The organism is Limosilactobacillus agrestimuris (genome assembly GCF_943193105.1).
Taxonomy (GTDB): domain Bacteria; phylum Bacillota; class Bacilli; order Lactobacillales; family Lactobacillaceae; genus Limosilactobacillus; species Limosilactobacillus agrestimuris.
Window position 1 is genome coordinate 13553 of record NZ_CALPCW010000008.1, and the last position, 18895, is coordinate 32447.

At 39.7% G+C, this 18895-nt stretch carries 18 protein-coding genes and 1 riboswitch; of the genes, 6 read left to right on the top strand and 12 right to left on the bottom strand.

The features are described from left to right. Positions 1-623: 623 nt before the first annotated feature. Positions 624-1124 carry a transposase gene (locus NFR46_RS06010; RefSeq protein WP_251575578.1) on the top strand — a complete coding sequence of 167 codons (501 nt, stop codon included), beginning with the start codon at positions 624-626 and terminating at the stop codon, positions 1122-1124. Positions 1125-1160: 36 nt separating this feature from the next. On the opposite strand, the gene asd is transcribed toward NFR46_RS06010, so the two are convergent. The 7 genes from asd to lysA are packed head-to-tail and all read right to left on the bottom strand — an operon-like array spanning position 1161 to position 8414. Beyond that, positions 1161-2258: an aspartate-semialdehyde dehydrogenase gene (gene asd / locus NFR46_RS06015; protein ID WP_251575580.1), complete on the bottom strand. Its 1098-nt coding sequence runs from the start codon at positions 2256-2258 to the stop codon at positions 1161-1163. A gap of 18 nt (positions 2259-2276) precedes the next feature. Next, positions 2277-3461, bottom strand: coding sequence for an aminotransferase class I/II-fold pyridoxal phosphate-dependent enzyme (locus NFR46_RS06020; RefSeq protein ID WP_251575582.1), 1185 nt, complete (start codon positions 3459-3461; stop codon positions 2277-2279). A 10-nt stretch (positions 3462-3471) separates the two neighbouring features. Next, on the bottom strand, positions 3472-4251 hold the full coding sequence (gene dapB, locus NFR46_RS06025) for a 4-hydroxy-tetrahydrodipicolinate reductase (protein WP_251575585.1): 780 nt from the start codon (positions 4249-4251) through the stop codon (positions 3472-3474). Between the two features lie 19 nt (positions 4252-4270). After that, the gene (gene dapA, locus NFR46_RS06030) at positions 4271-5188 is read right to left on the bottom strand and encodes a 4-hydroxy-tetrahydrodipicolinate synthase (RefSeq protein ID WP_251575587.1); all 918 of its coding nucleotides are present in this window, start codon (positions 5186-5188) and stop codon (positions 4271-4273) included. Positions 5189-5202: 14 nt separating this feature from the next. After that, on the bottom strand, positions 5203-6348 hold the full coding sequence (locus NFR46_RS06035) for an N-acetyldiaminopimelate deacetylase (protein ID WP_251575589.1): 1146 nt from the start codon (positions 6346-6348) through the stop codon (positions 5203-5205). An 11-nt stretch (positions 6349-6359) separates the two neighbouring features. Further along, positions 6360-7070 (bottom strand): 2,3,4,5-tetrahydropyridine-2,6-dicarboxylate N-acetyltransferase, encoded by a 711-nt coding sequence (dapD, locus tag NFR46_RS06040; RefSeq protein WP_251575591.1) that lies wholly within the window; start codon positions 7068-7070, stop codon positions 6360-6362. 33 nt (positions 7071-7103) lie between these two features. Then, positions 7104-8414 (bottom strand): diaminopimelate decarboxylase, encoded by a 1311-nt coding sequence (gene lysA / locus NFR46_RS06045; protein ID WP_251575593.1) that lies wholly within the window; start codon positions 8412-8414, stop codon positions 7104-7106. Positions 8415-8504: 90 nt separating this feature from the next. After that, a riboswitch (Lysine riboswitch) is annotated at positions 8505-8684 on the bottom strand. Between the two features lie 199 nt (positions 8685-8883). Between lysA and NFR46_RS06050 the strand changes: the two genes are divergently transcribed. From NFR46_RS06050 to NFR46_RS06070, 5 genes are all read left to right on the top strand, one after another. After that, positions 8884-10191 (top strand): NCS2 family permease, encoded by a 1308-nt coding sequence (locus NFR46_RS06050; protein WP_420908588.1) that lies wholly within the window; start codon positions 8884-8886, stop codon positions 10189-10191. A gap of 537 nt (positions 10192-10728) precedes the next feature. After that, entirely contained in the window at positions 10729-12093 is a 1365-nt protein-coding gene (locus tag NFR46_RS06055; protein ID WP_251575597.1) for an aspartate kinase, read from the top strand. A 10-nt stretch (positions 12094-12103) separates the two neighbouring features. Next, complete coding sequence (gene dapF / locus NFR46_RS06060) at positions 12104-13093, top strand: diaminopimelate epimerase (RefSeq protein ID WP_251575599.1); 990 nt, start codon at positions 12104-12106, stop codon at positions 13091-13093. A 210-nt stretch (positions 13094-13303) separates the two neighbouring features. Continuing rightward, positions 13304-14437 (top strand): THUMP domain-containing class I SAM-dependent RNA methyltransferase, encoded by a 1134-nt coding sequence (locus NFR46_RS06065; RefSeq protein WP_251575602.1) that lies wholly within the window; start codon positions 13304-13306, stop codon positions 14435-14437. A 52-nt stretch (positions 14438-14489) separates the two neighbouring features. Beyond that, positions 14490-14780 carry a hypothetical protein gene (locus NFR46_RS06070; RefSeq protein ID WP_251575603.1) on the top strand — a complete coding sequence of 97 codons (291 nt, stop codon included), beginning with the start codon at positions 14490-14492 and terminating at the stop codon, positions 14778-14780. A 44-nt stretch (positions 14781-14824) separates the two neighbouring features. On the opposite strand, the gene NFR46_RS06075 is transcribed toward NFR46_RS06070, so the two are convergent. From NFR46_RS06075 to NFR46_RS06095, 5 genes are all read right to left on the bottom strand, one after another. After that, complete coding sequence (locus NFR46_RS06075) at positions 14825-15181, bottom strand: 6-carboxytetrahydropterin synthase (protein ID WP_251575606.1); 357 nt, start codon at positions 15179-15181, stop codon at positions 14825-14827. Then, positions 15157-16512, bottom strand: a complete 1356-nt coding sequence (locus tag NFR46_RS06080) for a TIGR03111 family XrtG-associated glycosyltransferase (RefSeq protein WP_251575608.1) — start codon at positions 16510-16512, stop codon at positions 15157-15159. The genes NFR46_RS06075 and NFR46_RS06080 overlap by 25 nt, the downstream gene beginning before the upstream one ends. A gap of 18 nt (positions 16513-16530) precedes the next feature. Beyond that, complete coding sequence (gene xrtG / locus NFR46_RS06085; protein ID WP_277612855.1) at positions 16531-17112, bottom strand: exosortase family protein XrtG; 582 nt, start codon at positions 17110-17112, stop codon at positions 16531-16533. Positions 17113-17138: 26 nt separating this feature from the next. Further along, a complete protein-coding gene (locus NFR46_RS06090; protein ID WP_251575612.1) occupies positions 17139-17657 on the bottom strand; it encodes a hypothetical protein in 519 nt (172 codons plus the stop codon). Between the two features lie 199 nt (positions 17658-17856). After that, positions 17857-18894 (bottom strand): acyltransferase family protein, encoded by a 1038-nt coding sequence (locus tag NFR46_RS06095; protein ID WP_251575614.1) that lies wholly within the window; start codon positions 18892-18894, stop codon positions 17857-17859. Between the last annotated feature and the right edge of the window lies 1 nt (position 18895).

Here is an 18895-nt window from a genome sequence, read left to right on the forward strand (position 1 = left end):
GATCTCCTCCGTCTCTTAATCATTTATCTTCTTATAATTATAGACTAATCTAAATCTTTTTAAATCATTTTTCTATTATCTCCTTATAATTAAATGTCAACATAATTTATACTTAGCATTATTAAGAGCAAAATTAATAAAGAACGAATGGTCGCTTTACACTTAATACGATCCGCTACCGCAATACATTAGTCATTGCTTTTCGTTGTTTCTTTCGGCTGCTCCTTTGCAAATAGGTAATACACAAGTCGGGCAACCAGTGCTTGTAAAATAATCGTGATTACGCTTTGTGCAAGTTTTCTTTCCCATTCATAATTTTAGCTCCATTGTCGAAATCATACCTTGTAGTTAAAGTCAATCTTCCATAATTTTAATTATACTCGCTTTTTATTACTTTGTTTAATAGAATCTCCTATCTAAATAATTATTAATCATCATAATAATCTTTAATTTACCAATATGAGCACCAAAAAAGGGGGCTGTGACATAAGTCCCTAATAATAAGCGGAGTTAGATGAAATCTTCGGATTTCATTTAACTCCGTTTTCCTTTAAAATATGTATTAGTAAAAGAAAAAGACACCGACCAGCCCGTCGATGTCTTCAAAATACCCTCGAAAGGTTATGAATTGGGAATACCATGAAGATGATGATTACTATGTCAATCCAGCCGGAGTCTGCTTTAATTTTAAACGATACGCTTACCGAAACGATAAGTATAAGTTCCATCGCGACTTTAAGGTATATCAAGCCGAAAAGTACGATGAAAATCACCAAGTTATTCTCCAGGTATTAACGCCACGTGGAAATACTAAGTATATTATGGTTAATCCACAATGGGAGTATTTTAAAGCTAAAGCACGTAAGTTGCTTTCAAAGTCCACTACGTATTCTTGTCGCAAGTACGATGTAGAAACTGTTTTTGGAAATTTGAAAGCTTATTTGGATTTCAAGAGGTTTACGGTGCGTGGTCTCAAGAAAGCCAAAAGTCAGATTGGAATTGCCCTAATGGCACTGAATATGAAAAAGATCGCCAGGAGGCTGTCCATATTTAGTATTAATTTTAAAAAAAGGAAGAACCGCTCAGAATTTCAAATGAAATTCCGAACGGTTCTCTTAATTTAAAGGACTTATGTCACAGCCCCTTTCTTTTTTATACTACTAATTCCGTGGTTCTAAGTAACCCTTAGCTGCCAAAAGTTCGGCTAGTTCAATTGCTCCACCAGCAGCTCCTCGAGCAGTGTTATGGGATAAACCAACAAACTTCCAATCGAAGATCTTGTCAGGACGAAGCCGACCAATTGAAATTCCCATGCCGTGTTCAAAATTAACGTCGTAGCGGACTTGTGGACGGTCGTCATCATTCAAGTATCGAATAAACTGACGTGGTGCACTTGGCAATTCCAACTCTTGGGGAACCCCACTGTATTCCTCCAACGCTTCAATTAATTGTTCCTTACTTGGATTTTGCTTGAAGTTAATAAAGGTAGCAACGGTATGCCCATAAAGTACGGGAACTCGCAAACACTGACTCGTAATCACTGGGGAGTTTGCCTTCACGATCTCCTTCTTTGCTGAATCAAGATGACCAAAGATCTTTAACGGTTCATCTTCAGACTTAGCCTCTTCACCGGGAATATATGGGATAACATTATTTTGGATTTCAGGAGCAGTCTCAAGGGTTTTACCAGCACCGGAAATTGCTTGATAAGTACAAGCCAGTACCTGGATTGGTTCAAACTTCTGCCAAGCAGCAATTGCTGGGGTATAGCTTTGGATTGAACAATTTGGCTTAACAGCAACAAATCCATGCTGGGTTCCTAACCGTTCTCGCTGAGCTTGAATAATTTCAATGTGATCGGGGTTAATCTCTGGAACGACCATCGGCACATCAGGAGTCCAACGATGAGCACTATTATTTGAAACTACTGGAATTTCGTGTTTAGCATACTCATCTTCTAATTTCCGGGTAGCAGCTTTATCCAAGTTAATTGCTGAAAAAATAAAGTCAACTTGTGAAGCAACCGCATCAATATCTTCAGCGTCAAGTACTGGCAAATCCTTAACCGCGTCCGGAACTGGAGTCTCGCCCATCTTCCACCGGCCATTGACGGCTTCACCATACGTCTTCCCGGCACTATGCTTACTAGCAGCAACCGTTGTTACTTCAAACCAGGGATGGTTAGCAAGGAGGGTAACGTAGCGCTGACCAACCATCCCCGTTGCCCCAATTATTCCTACTTTTAATTTCTCACTCATCATAAATTCCTTCTTACTTTAATTGAACTGTTCCATAAAGGATGCTAATCGACTAATTACTGTTTCAATATCGTCATCCGAAGCAGCATAGGAAAGACGGATATGTCCTTCGCCACCAGGGCCAAATGCTTGACCAGGGATAACGCCGACCTTAGCTTCATGCGCTAGCTGACGGGCAAACTTGAAATCATCGTTACCATATGCTTCTGGAATCTTGGCAAAGATATAGAAAGCACCATCAGGTACCGCAATTTCAAAGCCCATCTTTCTTAATGCCCCGGCTAACCGATCCCGGCGTTTTTGATAATGCTGCTTGAATGCAACTGGATCAGCAGCACCATTAGTTAAAGCTTCAAGCGCAGCCGCCTGAGCTGTATCGTTCGGTGCCGTTACCATGAACGAATGCATTTTGGAAATCTGATCGATCACGGCTTGTGGAGCAGCCACATAACCCAGTCGCCACCCCGTCATCGCATGTGATTTTGAGAGGCCGCTAATGACAACAGTCTGTTCGGGAAGGAGCGTTGCCAACGAAGTAAACGGCTGACCATAAATAAGCTCGCTATAAATCTCGTCGACGACTGCTAACAGGTGATGCTCCTTAATTACTTTAGCTAATGCCCCTAATTCATCCCGAGAATAGCTCCGCCCGGTCGGATTATTTGGGTAATTAAGAATAATTGCTTTGACCCTACTTTCATCACGCTGCAGTACTTTTTCAAGCCGTTCTGCGGTTAATAGGAAACCATCATTTGAGGTATCAACCTTGACTGGCGTTGCTCCCGTAAGCGAAACGCTCGGGAAATAGAGGGAGAAGATTGGTGTCGGAATAATAACCTCATCCCCAGGATTTAACAGGGCAAATGTTGTTGCCGTAATTGCTTCAGTTGCCCCCACCGTTACAATAATTTCTCCTTCTGGATCATAGTGGACTGACCGAGTCTTCATTAAGTAGTCACTAATCGCCTTGCGTAATGGTAAAGTGCCCCGACTTGCTGAATAGTGGGAATCATTATCCCGGATACTCCGAATAGCGGCCTGTTTTACATGGTCGGGAACATTAAAGTCCGGCTCTCCCAGAGTTAACTTAACAATTCCGGGAATTGCGGAAATTTCATCATCAAATGCCCGAATCTGTGCAGGTGGTAAGGCATCAACCCGTTGGTTAACAACGGATTCGAGCTGTTGATCTAACTTTGGCATATTCTCCCTCCTATAGGATCTTTTCAAGGCCAACAACGAGGTGGTCTAAGTCACTCACTTTTTCTAAGGCAACCTTTACGCCACTCATGAACGATTGACGATCAAAGGAATCTTGGCGGATTGTTAATGCTTCACCAGCTCCACCAAAAAGAACTTGTTCATGGGCAATGTAACCTGGTAAACGTACTGAATGAATCTTGATCCCGTGATAGTCGCCGCCACGAACACCAACTAAGGATTCAGTTTCGTCAGGATTGCTCTCGTGTGGTTCACGAACCTGATCAATTAATTTTGCCGTGCTTAAAGCAGTCCCTGATGGAGCATCCTTTTTATCTGCATGGTGCATTTCGATCACTTCCACATCAGGGAAATACTTAGCTGCTTCTTGAGCAAACTTCATTAAAAGAACCGCTGACATCCCGAAGTTTGGTGCTATTAAACCACCGAGATGTTTACTTTCACTCAGTTCAATCAATTCCTGTTCCTGCCCATCAGTCAATCCGGTAGTCCCAACAACTGGCAATAAGCCGTTATTTAACGCATATTTAACGTTCTCGTAAACGGCACTTGGCACTGTAAAGTCAAGCCAGATATCCGCTACTGTCGGATCAATATCCGCTAACGAGTTAAACACCTTGACACTCTCACCCAAATGATATTGCTCACGGTCGGAATCAGCTAGGTGTGGTGCTAAGACAGCGGTAATTTCCATATTTGCCATTGAGTTGACCAGGTCCACCGCCTTTTGTCCCATTGCGCCAGTTGCTCCTGCGATTAATACGTTTGCCATTAGCTATCTCTCCTCCATTTTATAAGTCTAGCGGAAGTGTCTTGTTTTCTAAGGAGTCTGCTGGTAAGTCAAGCGCCTGTTCAAGTTGGGTTTGTTCTTCCTTATTAAGGGAAAGAATTGGCAGACGGCAGTCACCAGCATTAAAGCCTTGAGCATTCAAGACGGCCTTGACTGGAGATGGTGATGGGTACATGAAGCAAGCAGCCATCCGTGGAGTAAGCCACCGTTGAAGCTTTCCAGCAAGCTTGTAATCACCACGATAGAGGGCATCAAACATATGCCGCATTTCTGTAACGTAAATGTGGGAAGCAACGGAAACAACCCCGTTAGCACCTAGTACCCGTGAAGTTAAGGCTTGGGCATCTTCACCAGTAAAGACAAGGAAATTGTCAGCCTTGTGTTCAATGATGTATTCCATTTCGTCTAATGGCGCACATTGCTTAATTCCAGCAATATTTGGGTGTTGAGAAAGTTCAACAACCGTTTCTGGAGCCATCTTTGAACCAGTCCGGCCAGGAATATTATAAATAATAATTGGTAAATTAACGTTATCGGCAACTGTCTTGAAGTGAGCCAACATCCCTCGTTGGTTTGGCTTGTTGTATGGAGGAACAACGACTAAGGCATAGTCAATTCCGTTAATCTGACCAACTTCATTAGTCAAGGTAATCGTTTCCTGAGGATTATTGCTACCAGTACCAGCAATTACCGGTACTCGGCCATCAACAATCTCACCAAAACGAGTATAAAGAGCAATCTTTTCATCATGGGTTAATTCTGGCGTTTCACCAGTTGTCCCCCCAACTACAAAACCGTTACATCCCCGTTCAATGAGCGAATTGGTCAACTTCTCTAAAGCACCAAAATCGATTTCATTATCACTGTTAAATGGCGTTACGATTGCTGTTAATAAGTCTGCGTTTGCTAAAGCTGTCATATTCTTTTCCTCCATTATTCTGTCATTCGATATTCTAAGAACCCTGTAATTGCATCAACGCCCTGCTGGATAGCCTCTTCTTTAGGGGTTAACGTTGCTGAGTGAAGTTGTGAATCATCATCAACTCCCAACCAAAACATTGTTCCCGGGAACTTGGCTAATAAGAACCCGAAGTCTTCCCCAGTCATTGCTGGTGCAGTTTCTACAAAGTTAACGTTTTGTGCTGATTGCATATACGAAATAAAGCGTTTGGTTAATTCTGGATTATTTTCCACCGGCCAATAGCCACCCTGGTTAAGTTCTAGTTGAACATCCATGTTGTAGCTACGACCAATTCCTTCACAAATGTCTTTTAGTCGTTGATCAATTGTTTCAATCATCTTCTGGGTTAACCCGCGAATGGTCCCTTCAATCCGGGTATGACCAGCAATTACGTTCCTGATCGTTCCCCCATCAATCTTTCCTAAAGTAATAACACCGCTCTGGATGGGATCGATACTTCGTGAAATAACCGTTTGGACCTGACTAATCAACATTGCAGCGGCAACCACCGTATCATTGGCATCTTGTGGGTAGGCAGCGTGACCACCCTTACCATTTAAATCAATATTAACTTCGGTTGTTCCTGCAAAGAGTGTTCCCATTCGGCACCCAATTGCTCCAGCTGGCAAATCTGGGTTATCGTGAAGCCCATAAAATTCATCAGGACGCCAGCGACCATGGAATAAACCAAGTTCGTAGGATTGCTTACCGCCACTTTCACTTTCTTCAGCAGGCTGGAAGAAAAATAGGAGATTATCCTTAGGTTGGTGTTCACTAAAGTAGGAAAGGACTCCTAGTGCGACTGTCATGTGAATGTCGTGTCCACAGGCATGCATCACTCCGGAATGTTTCGAGGAATATGGCAGACCTGTCTGTTCTTCAACCGGTAAGGCATCAATGTCAGTCCGATAACCAATCATCCGTTGAGGATCAAAACCGTGAACCAGTACCATCATTGCAGTCGGTAATTCTTCTGGATTCCGAATTTCAAGGAATTTCTGGTCCATCTTCTTGACCGTTTCGAGCAAAAACTGGTGAGTTTCCGTCTCCTGGAGGGCTAATTCCGGGATCTGGTGAAGGTGGCGCCGAATTGCTATTAAATTACTTTCACTTAACATTTCCTCAGCTCCTATAGTTTCCGCAAGTCATCCTCTAGGCCAGTCTTACTTTCGGTCTTTTCGTCAACCTTCTTTACAAACTTTGCGGGAACACCAGCAACCATTGTATGTGGTTCAACATCATGAGTAACAATTGCCCCAGCAGCAACAACTGCCCCTTCACCGACATGAACTCCTTCAATAACCACAGCATTAGCACCAATTAACACATTATCGTCAATCCGCACCGGTTGAGCTGAAGCTGGTTCAACAACACCGGCAAGGACGGTTCCTGCACCAATGTGACAATGCTTACCCACAATTGCACGGCCACCAAGGATTGCTCCCATATCAATCATCGTGTCGTCACCAATTTCAGCACCGATATTAATCGTTGCTCCCATCATGACAACAGCGTTATTTCCGATCAGGACCTTGTCACGAATGATTGCTCCCGGTTCAATTCGAGCGTTAATTCCTTTTAAGTCAAGCAAAGGAACCGCAGAATTACGACAATCATTCTCAATATGGTAATCAGCAATCAAGTCAGCATTTTCTTTTAACAATGGTTCAACGACTGACCAATCACCAAAAATTACGCCGGTATGCTCGTCAACAAATGATTGAATTTCTTCCGGAAAGTTAATTTCACTGAGGTTTCCCTTTAAATAAACCTTTACAGGTGTCTTCTTGGGAGCATTACCAATGTAGTTAATAATCGCTTGTGCGTCTAATTCAGCCATTTTTTCAACCTCTTTCTTCCTATTTAATATTAATTATTGTTCATATGACCGATCTAAATGGATTAGATCATCTAATGATTCGCGTTTAATTACTAATTGAGCCTTCTCGTTTTCGGCAAAAACTACTGCCGGGCGCGGATTTCGGTTATAATTTGAAGCCATTGAATAACCGTAAGCACCAGTATCTAGCATTGCAAGGATATCTCCCGGCTTAGTTTCTGGTAACCCTTGATCCTGAGCCAAAATATCACCAGATTCACAGTATTTTCCAGCAAGGCGAACATGCTCTTTAATTGGAGCTTGTGGGTTACTTGCTAGTACCGTTTCATATTCGGCCTGGTAAAGGGCTGGACGAATGTTATCGCCCATTCCCCCGTCAACCGTAACGTATGGCTTCAATCCAGGAACGTCTTTCCGTGAACCAACCGTGTAAAGGTTATAACCAGCTGGGCCAACAATTGAGCGTCCCGGTTCAATCCAGATTTCAGGCATTACCAAGCCATTTGCACTTGTTTCATTCTTAATTGCCTTGATAATAGCATCAACAAATTCTTCTGGTTTTAAGGGGTGGTCAGATGATACGTAACGGATTCCAAAGCCACCACCAACGTTAATTACTTCTGCTTCATACCCAAATTGATCACGCCAATGGGTTGCTACTTCAACAAGTTTTTTTGCGACTCCTTCAAACCCGGCTAGTTCAAAAATTTGTGAACCAATATGAGCATGAAGACCGCGCATCTTCATCCGTGGGTTAGCGAGCACTTTTTGTAAGGCTTCATCTGCTTGACCAGACTGTAAGTCAAAGCCAAACTTACCATCCACTTGCCCGGTTTGAATGTACTTATTAGTATGAGCTGAAATTCCCGGTGTTATTCGTAGCATTACATCAACAGTCGCATTCTTTGATTCCAAGACTGCCGCTAAGAGGTCGATTTCGTGGAAGTTATCAATCATGATTGTTCCAACATGATGGTCAATTGCCATCTCAAGCTCTTCTTTAGACTTATTATTACCATGAAAACTAACTCGTTCCATTGGGAAACCAGCTTTAATTGCCGTATAGAGCTCACCAGCGGAAACGACGTCAACGTGAGCTTGCTCGGCAGCGGCTACTTGGTACATTGCAATTGCTGCAAATGCCTTACTTGCGTAACTAACGGCATAGTCAACATTATTTTCTTCAAATACCTTACGAAAACTACGAATCTGGTTCCTAATTTGTGAGACATCATAAACTACTAAGGGTGTCCCGTATTTATGAGCTAACTCAATTGAATCACAGCCACCAATCATTAGGTGACCAGCATCGTTTAACTGTTGAGCAGTAATTTGTTGGTTCATAACAATTCCTCCATTACTCATTCGGGGAAAATCAAGGTGATAAAAAATCCACTGTCTGCGCAAAGACAAACAGTGGATGCATTTTATCCGTTTTGTCGATAGCGCAACGTGGGCTGTTATTGTCCCACGACAGTCCGCAACTTATTCAGCTACGCCCCAGCTACCTAACTTTGCCAAGTTAGACGCTTCGGCAACCGCCCTGTTCAATAACCCTCATTGCTTGGCAAGCTAAGGTTAACTACTAGTGTTGGCTGCGCCTCTTCGATTTATAAATAATAATAGGAGTCTTAGATTAGAATGTCAACATAATTCTTAATTTTTCTCATATTGATTTAATTCATTCTCACTTACCAGTGAATATCTTCTTATATTTAGTCAAATTTCAAGAAAGTCAATCATCAAACAAATTTCTGTGATATTCTAGTAGGAATAAGTTTTTAAATTTACTTTAAGAAGAGGAGAATTGATAGTGTTAGACCGGATCTTTCATTTAAGTGAAGCTCACACCACTGTTAAGGGCGAATTAATCGCTGCCTTAACGACATTTGTGAGTCTGTCATACATTTTATTTGTTAACCCAAATATTTTGCACGCTGCAGGAATTAATAAGGGCGCTGCCTTCACAGTTACCGCAGTCGCTACCGCAATTGGTTGTTTCTTAATGGGACTAATCGCTAACTACCCGATTGCCTTAGCACCGACCCTTGGGAGTGCCGCTTTCTTCGCCTACAACGTTGTTATTGGGATGCACATTAACTGGCAAACCGCTTTGGCGAGTGTCCTGGTTGCTTCTTTCCTATTCATTTTAATTACTGTTCTTAAATTACGGGAAAAAGTTGTTGACGCCATTCCAAAAGACATTAAATATGCCATTTCTGCAGGGATTGGATTATTCATTGCTTTCATTGGTTTGCAAAACGGTAAGCTGATCGTGAACAATTCATCATCTCTGGTTGGACTCGGTTCATTTGGTAATCCGGACGTTTGGTTGACTCTTTTCGGCTTAATTTTAACCATTATCTTAATGGCTGCTCGAGTTCCTGGTTCCATCTTTATTGGGATGATCATTACCGCCATCTTTGGGATGTGCATTGGCCGGATTCCTTTACCACACGGTATTATCTCTACCGCACCAAGTATGGCCCCAACGTTTGGTCATGCCATCTTCCATTTAAAGGACATTAATACCCCTCAATTATTCATGGTTGTTTTGACATTCCTCTTGGTAACCTTCTTTGATACCGCGGGGACATTAATCGGTATGACCCAACAAGCAGGAATGGTTGATAAGAACGATAAAATTCCCCGGATCGGTAAAGCCTTCTTATCTGACTCTCTTGCCATGGTTGAAGGGGCAATCTGCGGGACTGCCCCACTTGGTACTTCCGTTGAATCAAGTGCCGGAATCGCCATGGGTGGTCGGACTGGGTTAACCGCTGTTTTCGTTGGAATCCTATTCTTGATTTCAATGATTTTCAGCCCATTACTGGCCGTTATCCCAACAACTGTCACTGCTCCAGCTTTAATCATCGTCGGGGTCTTAATGGCAAATAACCTGAAATACATCAACTGGGATCGCTTTGAAATTGCTCTTCCTGCATTCCTCGTTGTTGTCGGAATGCCGTTAACCTACTCCATTTCAGATGGTTTGGCTCTTGGGATGATTGCTTACCCAATTACCATGATTGCCTCCAAGCACCATAAGGACGTCTCCCCAATGATGTACGCCCTCTTCGTCATCTTCATCGCATTCTTCTTGATAACGAATATGAAGTAAAGTGAGACTCAGCAAAGGACTTGCGGAAAACTGAGCACTAGAAAATCTCGGACAACGATTGGTAACAATCAAGGACGAGATAGCTAGGCGAAAGTTGCGGTCACGGTGAGCACGTTATAGCTATGTTGCCTGCAATCAAAAAAGACTAGGTTGATTCAGCCTAGTCTTTTTTGATCTCTGTAATGGGGGGGAGATTCCCATTGGCGTTGAGCTAGAACATGTTCGTCATAGCCACCACTTTCGGCTAAATTCCTACTCGCCAAAGCTTCTTCTACTGATACATGATCAAGATCGGTTCGTCAGAGACTTGCTAACTTGATTCTAATACAACTGTGTCAAAATATGCTTCGCCCGAGTTCCTTAGAACTAACGACCTCCGACTCCGACGGTAAGACGACGTTCGTCGAAGAAATCGTTAGCTTTCCAGAAACTCTTTGGGACGAAGCACTCTATTTTTCTCTTGCATATTTATCAATCAATGTTAAAATTCGATTAAAAAGTTTGTGTGAGATTCTCATGCAAGAAGGAGAATTGAGAATGAAAGTAGTTAAATTTGGCGGTAGTTCATTGGCTGATGGGGCGAGTTATGAACACGCAATTAAAATTATTACAAGTGATCCTGAGCGGCGAATAGTGGTTACTTCTGCCCCAGGAAAAAGGAACGCTGATGATATCAAGGTAACTGATCTCCTGATTAAATATGCACACGCAATTATTAAGAACGACGATCAGGAAGCGATGGTTATCCGTAAAGCTATTTTGGGGCGTTATCAAGCGATCGCAGATTATTTTGATCTTCCAAGTGGGCAAATGCAACCACTAGCCGATCGTCTCGCTAATTTACCTAATGGTGACTATCCTAATGATAATTACCTGCTTGCCGCCTTTAAGGCTCACGGTGAACGACTAAATGCTGAATTAATGTCATTAGTTCTTAACCGACTTGGTCATCCCGCCCGTTTCATTACTCCTGAAGAAGTGGGTTTAAAGGTTGCTGGAACGCCAAATAATGCCACTGTAATTCCGGAGACCTATGCGCGATTGGCTAACTTTTCGTTTAGCAAGCATAACATTATTGTTTTTCCTGGCTTTTACGGGATTACCCTTGCTGGTCACATTGCAACCTTTTCGCGGGGCGGTTCTGATATTACCGGAGCGATCTTAGCACGGGGACTAAACGCCGGAATGTATGAGAATTTTACCGACGTCGACGCAATCTACTCTGCTAACCCGAATGTGGTAGAAGATCCTCAGCCGATCGCTAAAATGACTTATCGTGAAATGCGAGAACTCTCATATGCTGGCTTCTCAGTCTTTCATGACGAGGCCCTAATTCCAGCAATTCAGGGAAATGTACCGATTAATGTTAAAAATACTGGTGACCCTGAAAAGCCGGGAACACTAATCGTTCCTGATCATTCTTTCCAACCAACGGATATTATTACGGGGGTCGTCAGTGGAAAGCACTTTGCAGCCTTATACTTGCATAAGTACTTGCTTAACAAAGAATCTGGGTTTACTTTGCGAATCCTCAAAATTTTAGCGCGTCACGATGTTTCATATGAACACATGCCATCAGGAATTGATGATATTACAATCATTTTTGATAAGAAAGAACTTGATGACGAACTAGTTGATATTATTTGTAACGAGATCCAGGAAGAAATTAATCCTGATCGACTAGAATGGATTGATAATTATGCGATTACAATGGTTGTCGGTGAAGGGATGCGCAACCGAACTGGTGTGATTAATGATATTCTGAATTCCCTTGCGGAAAAGCATATTGCAGTGCCAATGATTAACCAAGGGGCTTCTCGGATTGCAATCATGATCGGCACTTATAACCAGGATGCAGATGCCGCGGTTCGTGCAATCTACCACCGCTTTTTCGTTAACTAGGAGGATTATTATGACCGAATTACTAAAAGTTCATGGCTCTCAAAATTGCTTCTTTATTTTGGACCAAACAAAACTCCAACAGGAATTAACTGATGATGAATTAGTCGCCCTTGGTCGACAAATTACCAGCAAGGAACATGGCCTGCTGGGTGGAGCTGATGGTGTCTTGGTAGTTAACAATCCCGTCCGTGAAGGAGCAACGGCACAGATGAGGGTAATTAACGCTGACGGCAGCGAAGCATCAATGTGCGGTAATGGGTTGCGAACAGTTGCCCGTTACGTCGCTGAGCGTGACAGTAACGATGATTTTAAGGTTGATACGATGGATGCCAGCCTAAGGGTCCGGAAGCAGCCCGACTTAGCTCCGGGAGTGCCTGCATTTGCTGTCGAAATTTCTCCCGTTCGGTTTAATAAAGAAGCTTTACCTTATGATCACTTAGGTCATGACCGTTTATTAAATACCCCTGTTCCAGAACTTCTCCCTGGCTACCACTTCTCGGGCATTGCCGTTCCTAACCCCCACTTGATCTCTTTTGTGGATGAAGATGGCTTTAAGGAACTAGGACCTCTGGGTGAATGGCTTAATGGTGAAAATCCATACTTCTCAGATGGCGTGAACGTTAATTTTGGCCACATTCTTGGACCAAATAAGATTTTTGTAAAGACTTATGAGCGTGGTGTGGGCTTTACAAATGCATGTGGAACTGGAATGTCGGCTACTTCTTTAGCTTTTGCTCTCATCCATCCCGAATTAGCCAGTTTTGGTAAGCCGATTACCGTGTTTAACCCAGGAGGGATGGTACGAACAATTCTTCATCATGGAAACCACCGTTACTGGATTGAGCTAATTGGTAATGCAACTTTCACTCACCGGATTGAAGTTGCTGAAGATTTCTTGCATAATGCGACAGTTACAGATCAAAACTCTAAGGTAACCACCACTGGCGAACAAGAAGATTATTTAAACTTCATTAATAACCTTGATAAACCAACATTTTAAATAATTATCCATTTTAGGATTGCGATCCCCCTATTTAGAAACTATAATATAGATGTTATAAAAAGTTCTGGGATCCAGTAATTTTACAGTTCTAGAAAAAAGAGACGTGATGTTTGGTCACGTCTCTTTTTTGATTAGACTTATTTGGTTTCTTTTTGCTTTTAAATTAAATATAATTAAAGTTGAGAATAATTTTAAGGAGTTCTTACTTTGCAAGAATATCAACTAATGGCCACTGCTGCTTCTGGAATTGAAGCGCTGGTTGGTAAAGAATTACGAAACCTCGGTTACGATACTCGAGTAGAAAATGGTCGGGTACGTTACATCGGGACAATTAAAGATGTCTTAAATACAAATATTTGGTTACGGACAGCGGACCGGGTCAAAATTATTGTCGGTGAATTTGAAGCCAAAACATTCGAAGAGCTTTTTGATCGAACTGAAGCTTTACCTTGGGAAAACCTATTACCTGTTGATGCCCAATTCCCAGTAGAGGGTAAAAGTCACCATTCACAATTACATAATGTTCCCTCAGTTCAAGCAATCGTTAAGAAAGCAATTGTTCGTCGATTGAGTGATGTTTATCACCGGCGAACACGTCTTCCGGAAACCGGTGCTCTCTACCCACTAGAAGTAGCTATTAATAAGGATCATGTAATGCTAACGCTTGATACTACTGGTGACAGTCTATTTAAGCGTGGCTATCGAAAAGCAAAGGGTGGTGCACCATTAAAGGAAAATATGGCAGCTGCCCTGGTAATACTTGCTCACTGGTTCCCCGATAATCCATTTGTCGATCCAGTATGTGGTTCGGGAACTATTCCAATCGAAGCAGCTCTATATGGTCATAACATTGCTCCAGGAATCAATCGTTCCTTTGTTTGTGAACAATGGACCAATTTGGTGCCAGACGGCTTAGCCGATGATGTTCGTGATGAGGCAGATAGTAAGGCAGATTATGATGTTGAACTGGATATCCATGGTTATGATATTGATCAAAATATGATTGATATTGCCCAAGAGAACTGTCGAGCAGCCGGGCTAACCCACGACATCACTTTCAAACAGTTAGCAGTTAAGGATTGGCATACCGATAAAATCAATGGTGTTATTGTTGCCAACCCTCCTTATGGTGAACGACTAAGTGATAAAGAAACCGTACATGAGCTTTATCGCCAAATGGGAAAGATTTATCGACCAATGACCACCTGGAGTAAGTATATCCTAACGGCAGACTTGGAGTTTGAAAAATACTATGGTGCACCAGCAACCAAGAAGCGTAAACTTTATAACGGTGCATTAAGAACTGATCTTTTCCAGTATTGGGGAAAGAAAAAGCGGTAATGCTACATTTTTAGAGTAACTTAACAAATCAAATACAGCAGGAGAATATATTATGGACGTAGATTTACAAGCAATCATTAATTCATCAAGAAAAATTATGGCTATTTCTAAATCCCAGTTAGATCAATTAAATAAGGAAAGTAACGTTGATCAGCGTGTTAAAGAGTCACTTGAAAGGAGTTATCAAACTGCAGCTAACACCCTCAAGATCGTTAACGGCCTTAAAGACACTCAGTCAATGAACGAGACAGCGAATCCGTATACAAGCCCAACGGCTAATTCCAATTCTCAACAATTAACCCGAGAAGAATATCGTCAATCTTTCAATAAAGATAATCAATAAAAATAAAACTCTTAGAATTTATTACAGCTTAAATTCTAAGAGTTTTATTTTGCTTCAATCATAAAAGTTCTTACCGGTGATTCGGATACTTCAAGTTTTACTAACCTACAACTAACCGATTTCAGATTAGCCCTCATCGCTCTATATAAAAGCCTAGTTAGATTTTCTAGTGTTGGTATGATATTTTGAAATGCTTCAAGCCCGTTTAAGTATTGATTATTGAGCTGATTAAGGATTTGATTGATATTATCCTCCATTATTTCAAATGCAATAATTTTTTTGCTTTTAATAAAACAGTTAATTTCAAACGTATGAGGGTGAATTGATGAACTTTTACCATCTATAACTACCATATGGGTTGCATTGAGAAAAAAAGTTAATCTGTATGTTTCGTTTTCCATTTTATTCTGAAAATTCTCCTTAAATCTTTTCTAAACATTTTCTTTATTTCTTTCATTTCAGCGCTGAAGGATTCAACTTTCCAGGCGGCAGGTTCAGTCATTGAATTAATGATCCCAATGAATTGAATAGTGCTACACAACATGTAATATAACGGTAGCGTTAATAGTATATAAAACTTTGATATATAATAATGACGTTCCCCCGGGAAAAAGCGTAAATAATATTGAATATCAATAAAATTTAGTAAACAAATAAAGACATAGAGCAGATACAAAATTACAAAAGATATCAGAATTAATCTAAGAGAATACCCAAACGGAATTAAAACAAGGAATACTGCTATCCAGATAATCCGCAAAAATAAAATAGTATGATCCATAATTAAACGGCGAACGATAAAGTTCTTAAATACGTTTTTTAGACTCAATTGTTTTTTATTCATATAATAGTGAATTGCTTCTAGTTCACCACGTTGCCATCGTTGCCTTTGAGTATATAATTTACCTAAATTATCAAGTGGTTCAACATAGAAAATTGCCTCAGGACATAATGTAACTTTTCCCTTAAGTTGATAACGAATTTGAAAAGTCATATCAATATCTTCACCAACGGTTTGAATATTATACAGCTTTGTTTGAAGAAGCTTTTCTCGGCGAAAAGCTGAAAAGGCACCTGACATTGTAAACAAGTGATTTTCTTGAGACTCAATTGCACGACCAGCTAGAAAGGACTGAGCATATTCAAAGTATTCATTTTCTCTTAGGAACTTTAATAATGGACTCCTAGTTTCCTTGATTGAGTTCTTTTGAGTGAGAATTGTGCCAGTCTGTGCATCAAGTTCAGGATCATTTTCAAATGCTTTAACGATATTCATTAATGCATCTTTTTGCAGTTGTCCATCACTGTCTATGTGAATAATATATTCACCATTTGAGCGATAGATTGCGGAATTTAGTGCTCGCGCTTTGCCTTTAGTAGTATCTATCCACTGCATAAATAGGTTCTGAAATCTAAAATGAGCTCGGCGATATTCACTAAAGCTCTGATCTGTACTTTGATTATTTGCCACAATGATACTAATTAGGTGATCAGGATAAGTAGAATCAGCGACTGAACGAATGCAGTTATAAATAGTACTCTCAGAATTATATACCGGAATTATTAACGATATTCTTGGCAAGTAATTTAATTTTTTCATACCTTTTAATTTTCTTCCTGCTATTCCTAACGTAATAAAGCCATACAACGCTGGAAGAAATTCATAAATCAAAGGAAGTAAGAGCCAAGAGATCCAAAAGCCAAATTCAATGATGATTCCGGATAAAAACACTTATTTCATTCTCCCTTCTCAAAGTTTTGCAGACCACCCACGAATAATTTGTGGCCTAGTAAACACTTGATAATACAATAATATAACTACCACATAAAAAATAACTCTTCCAATTATTGAATGGGCAATGAACAATGCATTAATCCCAAAATAATTTAAAATAGCAATTGTCATCAATAGTCGAACTATATTCGCAACTAATATCCAAAGAACCCCCAAACAACCAATTACTATCTTTTCTCTGTCTTTATATATCGGGAAAAAAGATAACATACTTATAAAGGCAATTGTCTCTAATGTGCCAGAACATTCGTAATTAATAAATAATTCGGCATAATTATTACTTCCAAAATTTATTAAAATTGAGTTTTGAGAAATGTTGACCGAAAATTCCTTCAAAATATATGAAATACTTTTTAAAATTTCAGCAATAACTCTGGGCATTACTTGATTAAAATAGATATTAGAAATAGAGGCCAAGATTATAAAAAGTCCTATGCTTCCTAATCCAAAATAATATGCTGATAATTTTGATCGCTTTAATAACGTCAATAAATATAGCCAAATTATAACTACAAAAAGTATTAAAAACTTTATCATATAATACACCAAATTAAATGAAATTATTAAAATCCTAACGCTTGCGGAAATGTACTAACATCCCCATTAGCTATACTATCCCTATTTCTATTTAAGATTGTCAATCGAATATAACTTATTTGCTTAGTATTTCTAGTTTGACTAAATTTATCTAATGGTATCTCAATCTCAATTTGTTGTCTCTTTCCATTTTTATTTAAATATCCCTTACCCAGTTTTTGATTTTTCTTTTTAGGATCTAGAATATAGGATATTTTATGAATTCCATCACTATTATTTAACTTTTGTAATTTAATTGTATAGCTATTCCGTTTTCCTAAATTAAGCTGATAATTTAATGGTATTTTCCCATCACTTGATACCATTATATAAGTGCTATTATTTTGAGTTACCATCGAATACTTTAAGTTGCGATCACTAAATACCGACTTATCTTTCCAATCTGAAAAATTACCATCTATTTTTACAATGCTGCTAGCTTTTATACTTGAACTTAAAAAGATAATAAATATCATTACTAGTAGTCCTAAACATGCCTTTTTCACCTTTGCACTCCTATTTTTCCAAGTTATTAATTGGAACTTTTTGATTTTAAAATAAAAAGTGAACGATGGTGCTTAAAGTCAACATCACTTAATTAATCCCATCCCTCACAGGCTATTCTATCAAAATCGCTTTTATAGTCAAAGAACTTACAAAATAGACTCTTATAAAATATTGTAAATCAATTAGTTACTTTTTTCATTAAACCATATACTTCAAAAAGCGCCATTTGAAATGTTGACGGCATTTCTCGTAAAGGAAGAAACAAACAAAACTAATTATAAGGACAACTAAAAATAAAATTAAATGCTGACTTTCCCAGCCTCGCGTTTCAAATACTTTTCGCATAACAACAATCGGCCAAATTTGGAAACAATACAAAAAGGTACTCATATTTCTTACTTGAACTGGATAATGTAGTCTTGGGTAATAGTTCATTGCTACCAGTGCAAGGAGAAATCCAGTTGGTACTGTTGTAATTATTTCTTCAGTATTATAGTTCCCAGTGAAATGTCCGACTATTAGGCTTTCTACCAAAAATAGGCAAAAGCAAACTACTAATAGTTGTACTGAATATTTTGACCATAAATGTAAAAGCTCGTGATAACAAACGATTAAATATCCTAGGCAGAAATAAATTAGTAGTCGCAAAAAAGTATGATTCATAATTGGAGACAAATGTGTCCAATCAGAAAACTCATCGGCTAGTATAATATATACTTCAACCATCGCACAGATAATAAATACCGGTAACGTGCGCTGTTTAAAAAGCCTCAACAAACCGATCAAAACCGGCAAAGCAATTATAGATGCTAATAAATACCATGACGGTCCCCAACCATTAGCATCTTGTGTCAGGTCGACTCCTTTTGAATTATAAACTGCAGGAAAAAAGAAATCGACAAGATAAACTAGCATATTCTTAAAACTATTTCCTTTTAGCGACACCATTATTACTTTCCATTGACGTACTGCAATTGGCAGATAAATAACCTGCCAAGTAATATATAATAAGAAAATTCGTCGACAAAATTTTAGTAAATAGTCTTTTCTCTCTTTATACTTAGTCAATCTTTGGTAATGGTTAAAAAATAATATACTAGAAACAATAGCAAAGAATGGTACTCCTAACCGACCAATAATATTAAGAAAAGGTGCCTTTGTATGAATGGCAATAATACAAATAGCAGCAATTAACTTAATCAAATCAAATCCTGTATAAATTCGCTTACTTATCATA

Excerpts from the sequence above, each read along its gene's own strand:
- NFR46_RS06035 (WP_251575589.1), bottom strand. The coding sequence starts at position 6,348 with ATGTTAAGTGAAAGTAATTTAATAGCAATTCGGCGCCACCTTCACCAG.
- NFR46_RS06075 (WP_251575606.1), bottom strand. The coding sequence starts at position 15,181 with ATGGAAAACGAAACATACAGATTAACTTTTTTTCTCAATGCAACCCAT.
- NFR46_RS06010 (WP_251575578.1), top strand. The coding sequence starts at position 624 with ATGAATTGGGAATACCATGAAGATGATGATTACTATGTCAATCCAGCC.
- lysA (WP_251575593.1), bottom strand. The coding sequence starts at position 8,414 with ATGAACCAACAAATTACTGCTCAACAGTTAAACGATGCTGGTCACCTA.
- asd (WP_251575580.1), bottom strand. The coding sequence starts at position 2,258 with ATGAGTGAGAAATTAAAAGTAGGAATAATTGGGGCAACGGGGATGGTT.
- dapD (WP_251575591.1), bottom strand. The coding sequence starts at position 7,070 with ATGGCTGAATTAGACGCACAAGCGATTATTAACTACATTGGTAATGCT.
- NFR46_RS06070 (WP_251575603.1), top strand. The coding sequence starts at position 14,490 with ATGGACGTAGATTTACAAGCAATCATTAATTCATCAAGAAAAATTATG.
- NFR46_RS06020 (WP_251575582.1), bottom strand. The coding sequence starts at position 3,461 with ATGCCAAAGTTAGATCAACAGCTCGAATCCGTTGTTAACCAACGGGTT.
- NFR46_RS06055 (WP_251575597.1), top strand. The coding sequence starts at position 10,729 with ATGAAAGTAGTTAAATTTGGCGGTAGTTCATTGGCTGATGGGGCGAGT.
- xrtG (WP_277612855.1), bottom strand. The coding sequence starts at position 17,112 with ATGATAAAGTTTTTAATACTTTTTGTAGTTATAATTTGGCTATATTTA.
- dapF (WP_251575599.1), top strand. The coding sequence starts at position 12,104 with ATGACCGAATTACTAAAAGTTCATGGCTCTCAAAATTGCTTCTTTATT.
- dapA (WP_251575587.1), bottom strand. The coding sequence starts at position 5,188 with ATGACAGCTTTAGCAAACGCAGACTTATTAACAGCAATCGTAACGCCA.
- dapB (WP_251575585.1), bottom strand. The coding sequence starts at position 4,251 with ATGGCAAACGTATTAATCGCAGGAGCAACTGGCGCAATGGGACAAAAG.
- NFR46_RS06095 (WP_251575614.1), bottom strand. The coding sequence starts at position 18,894 with ATGATAAGTAAGCGAATTTATACAGGATTTGATTTGATTAAGTTAATT.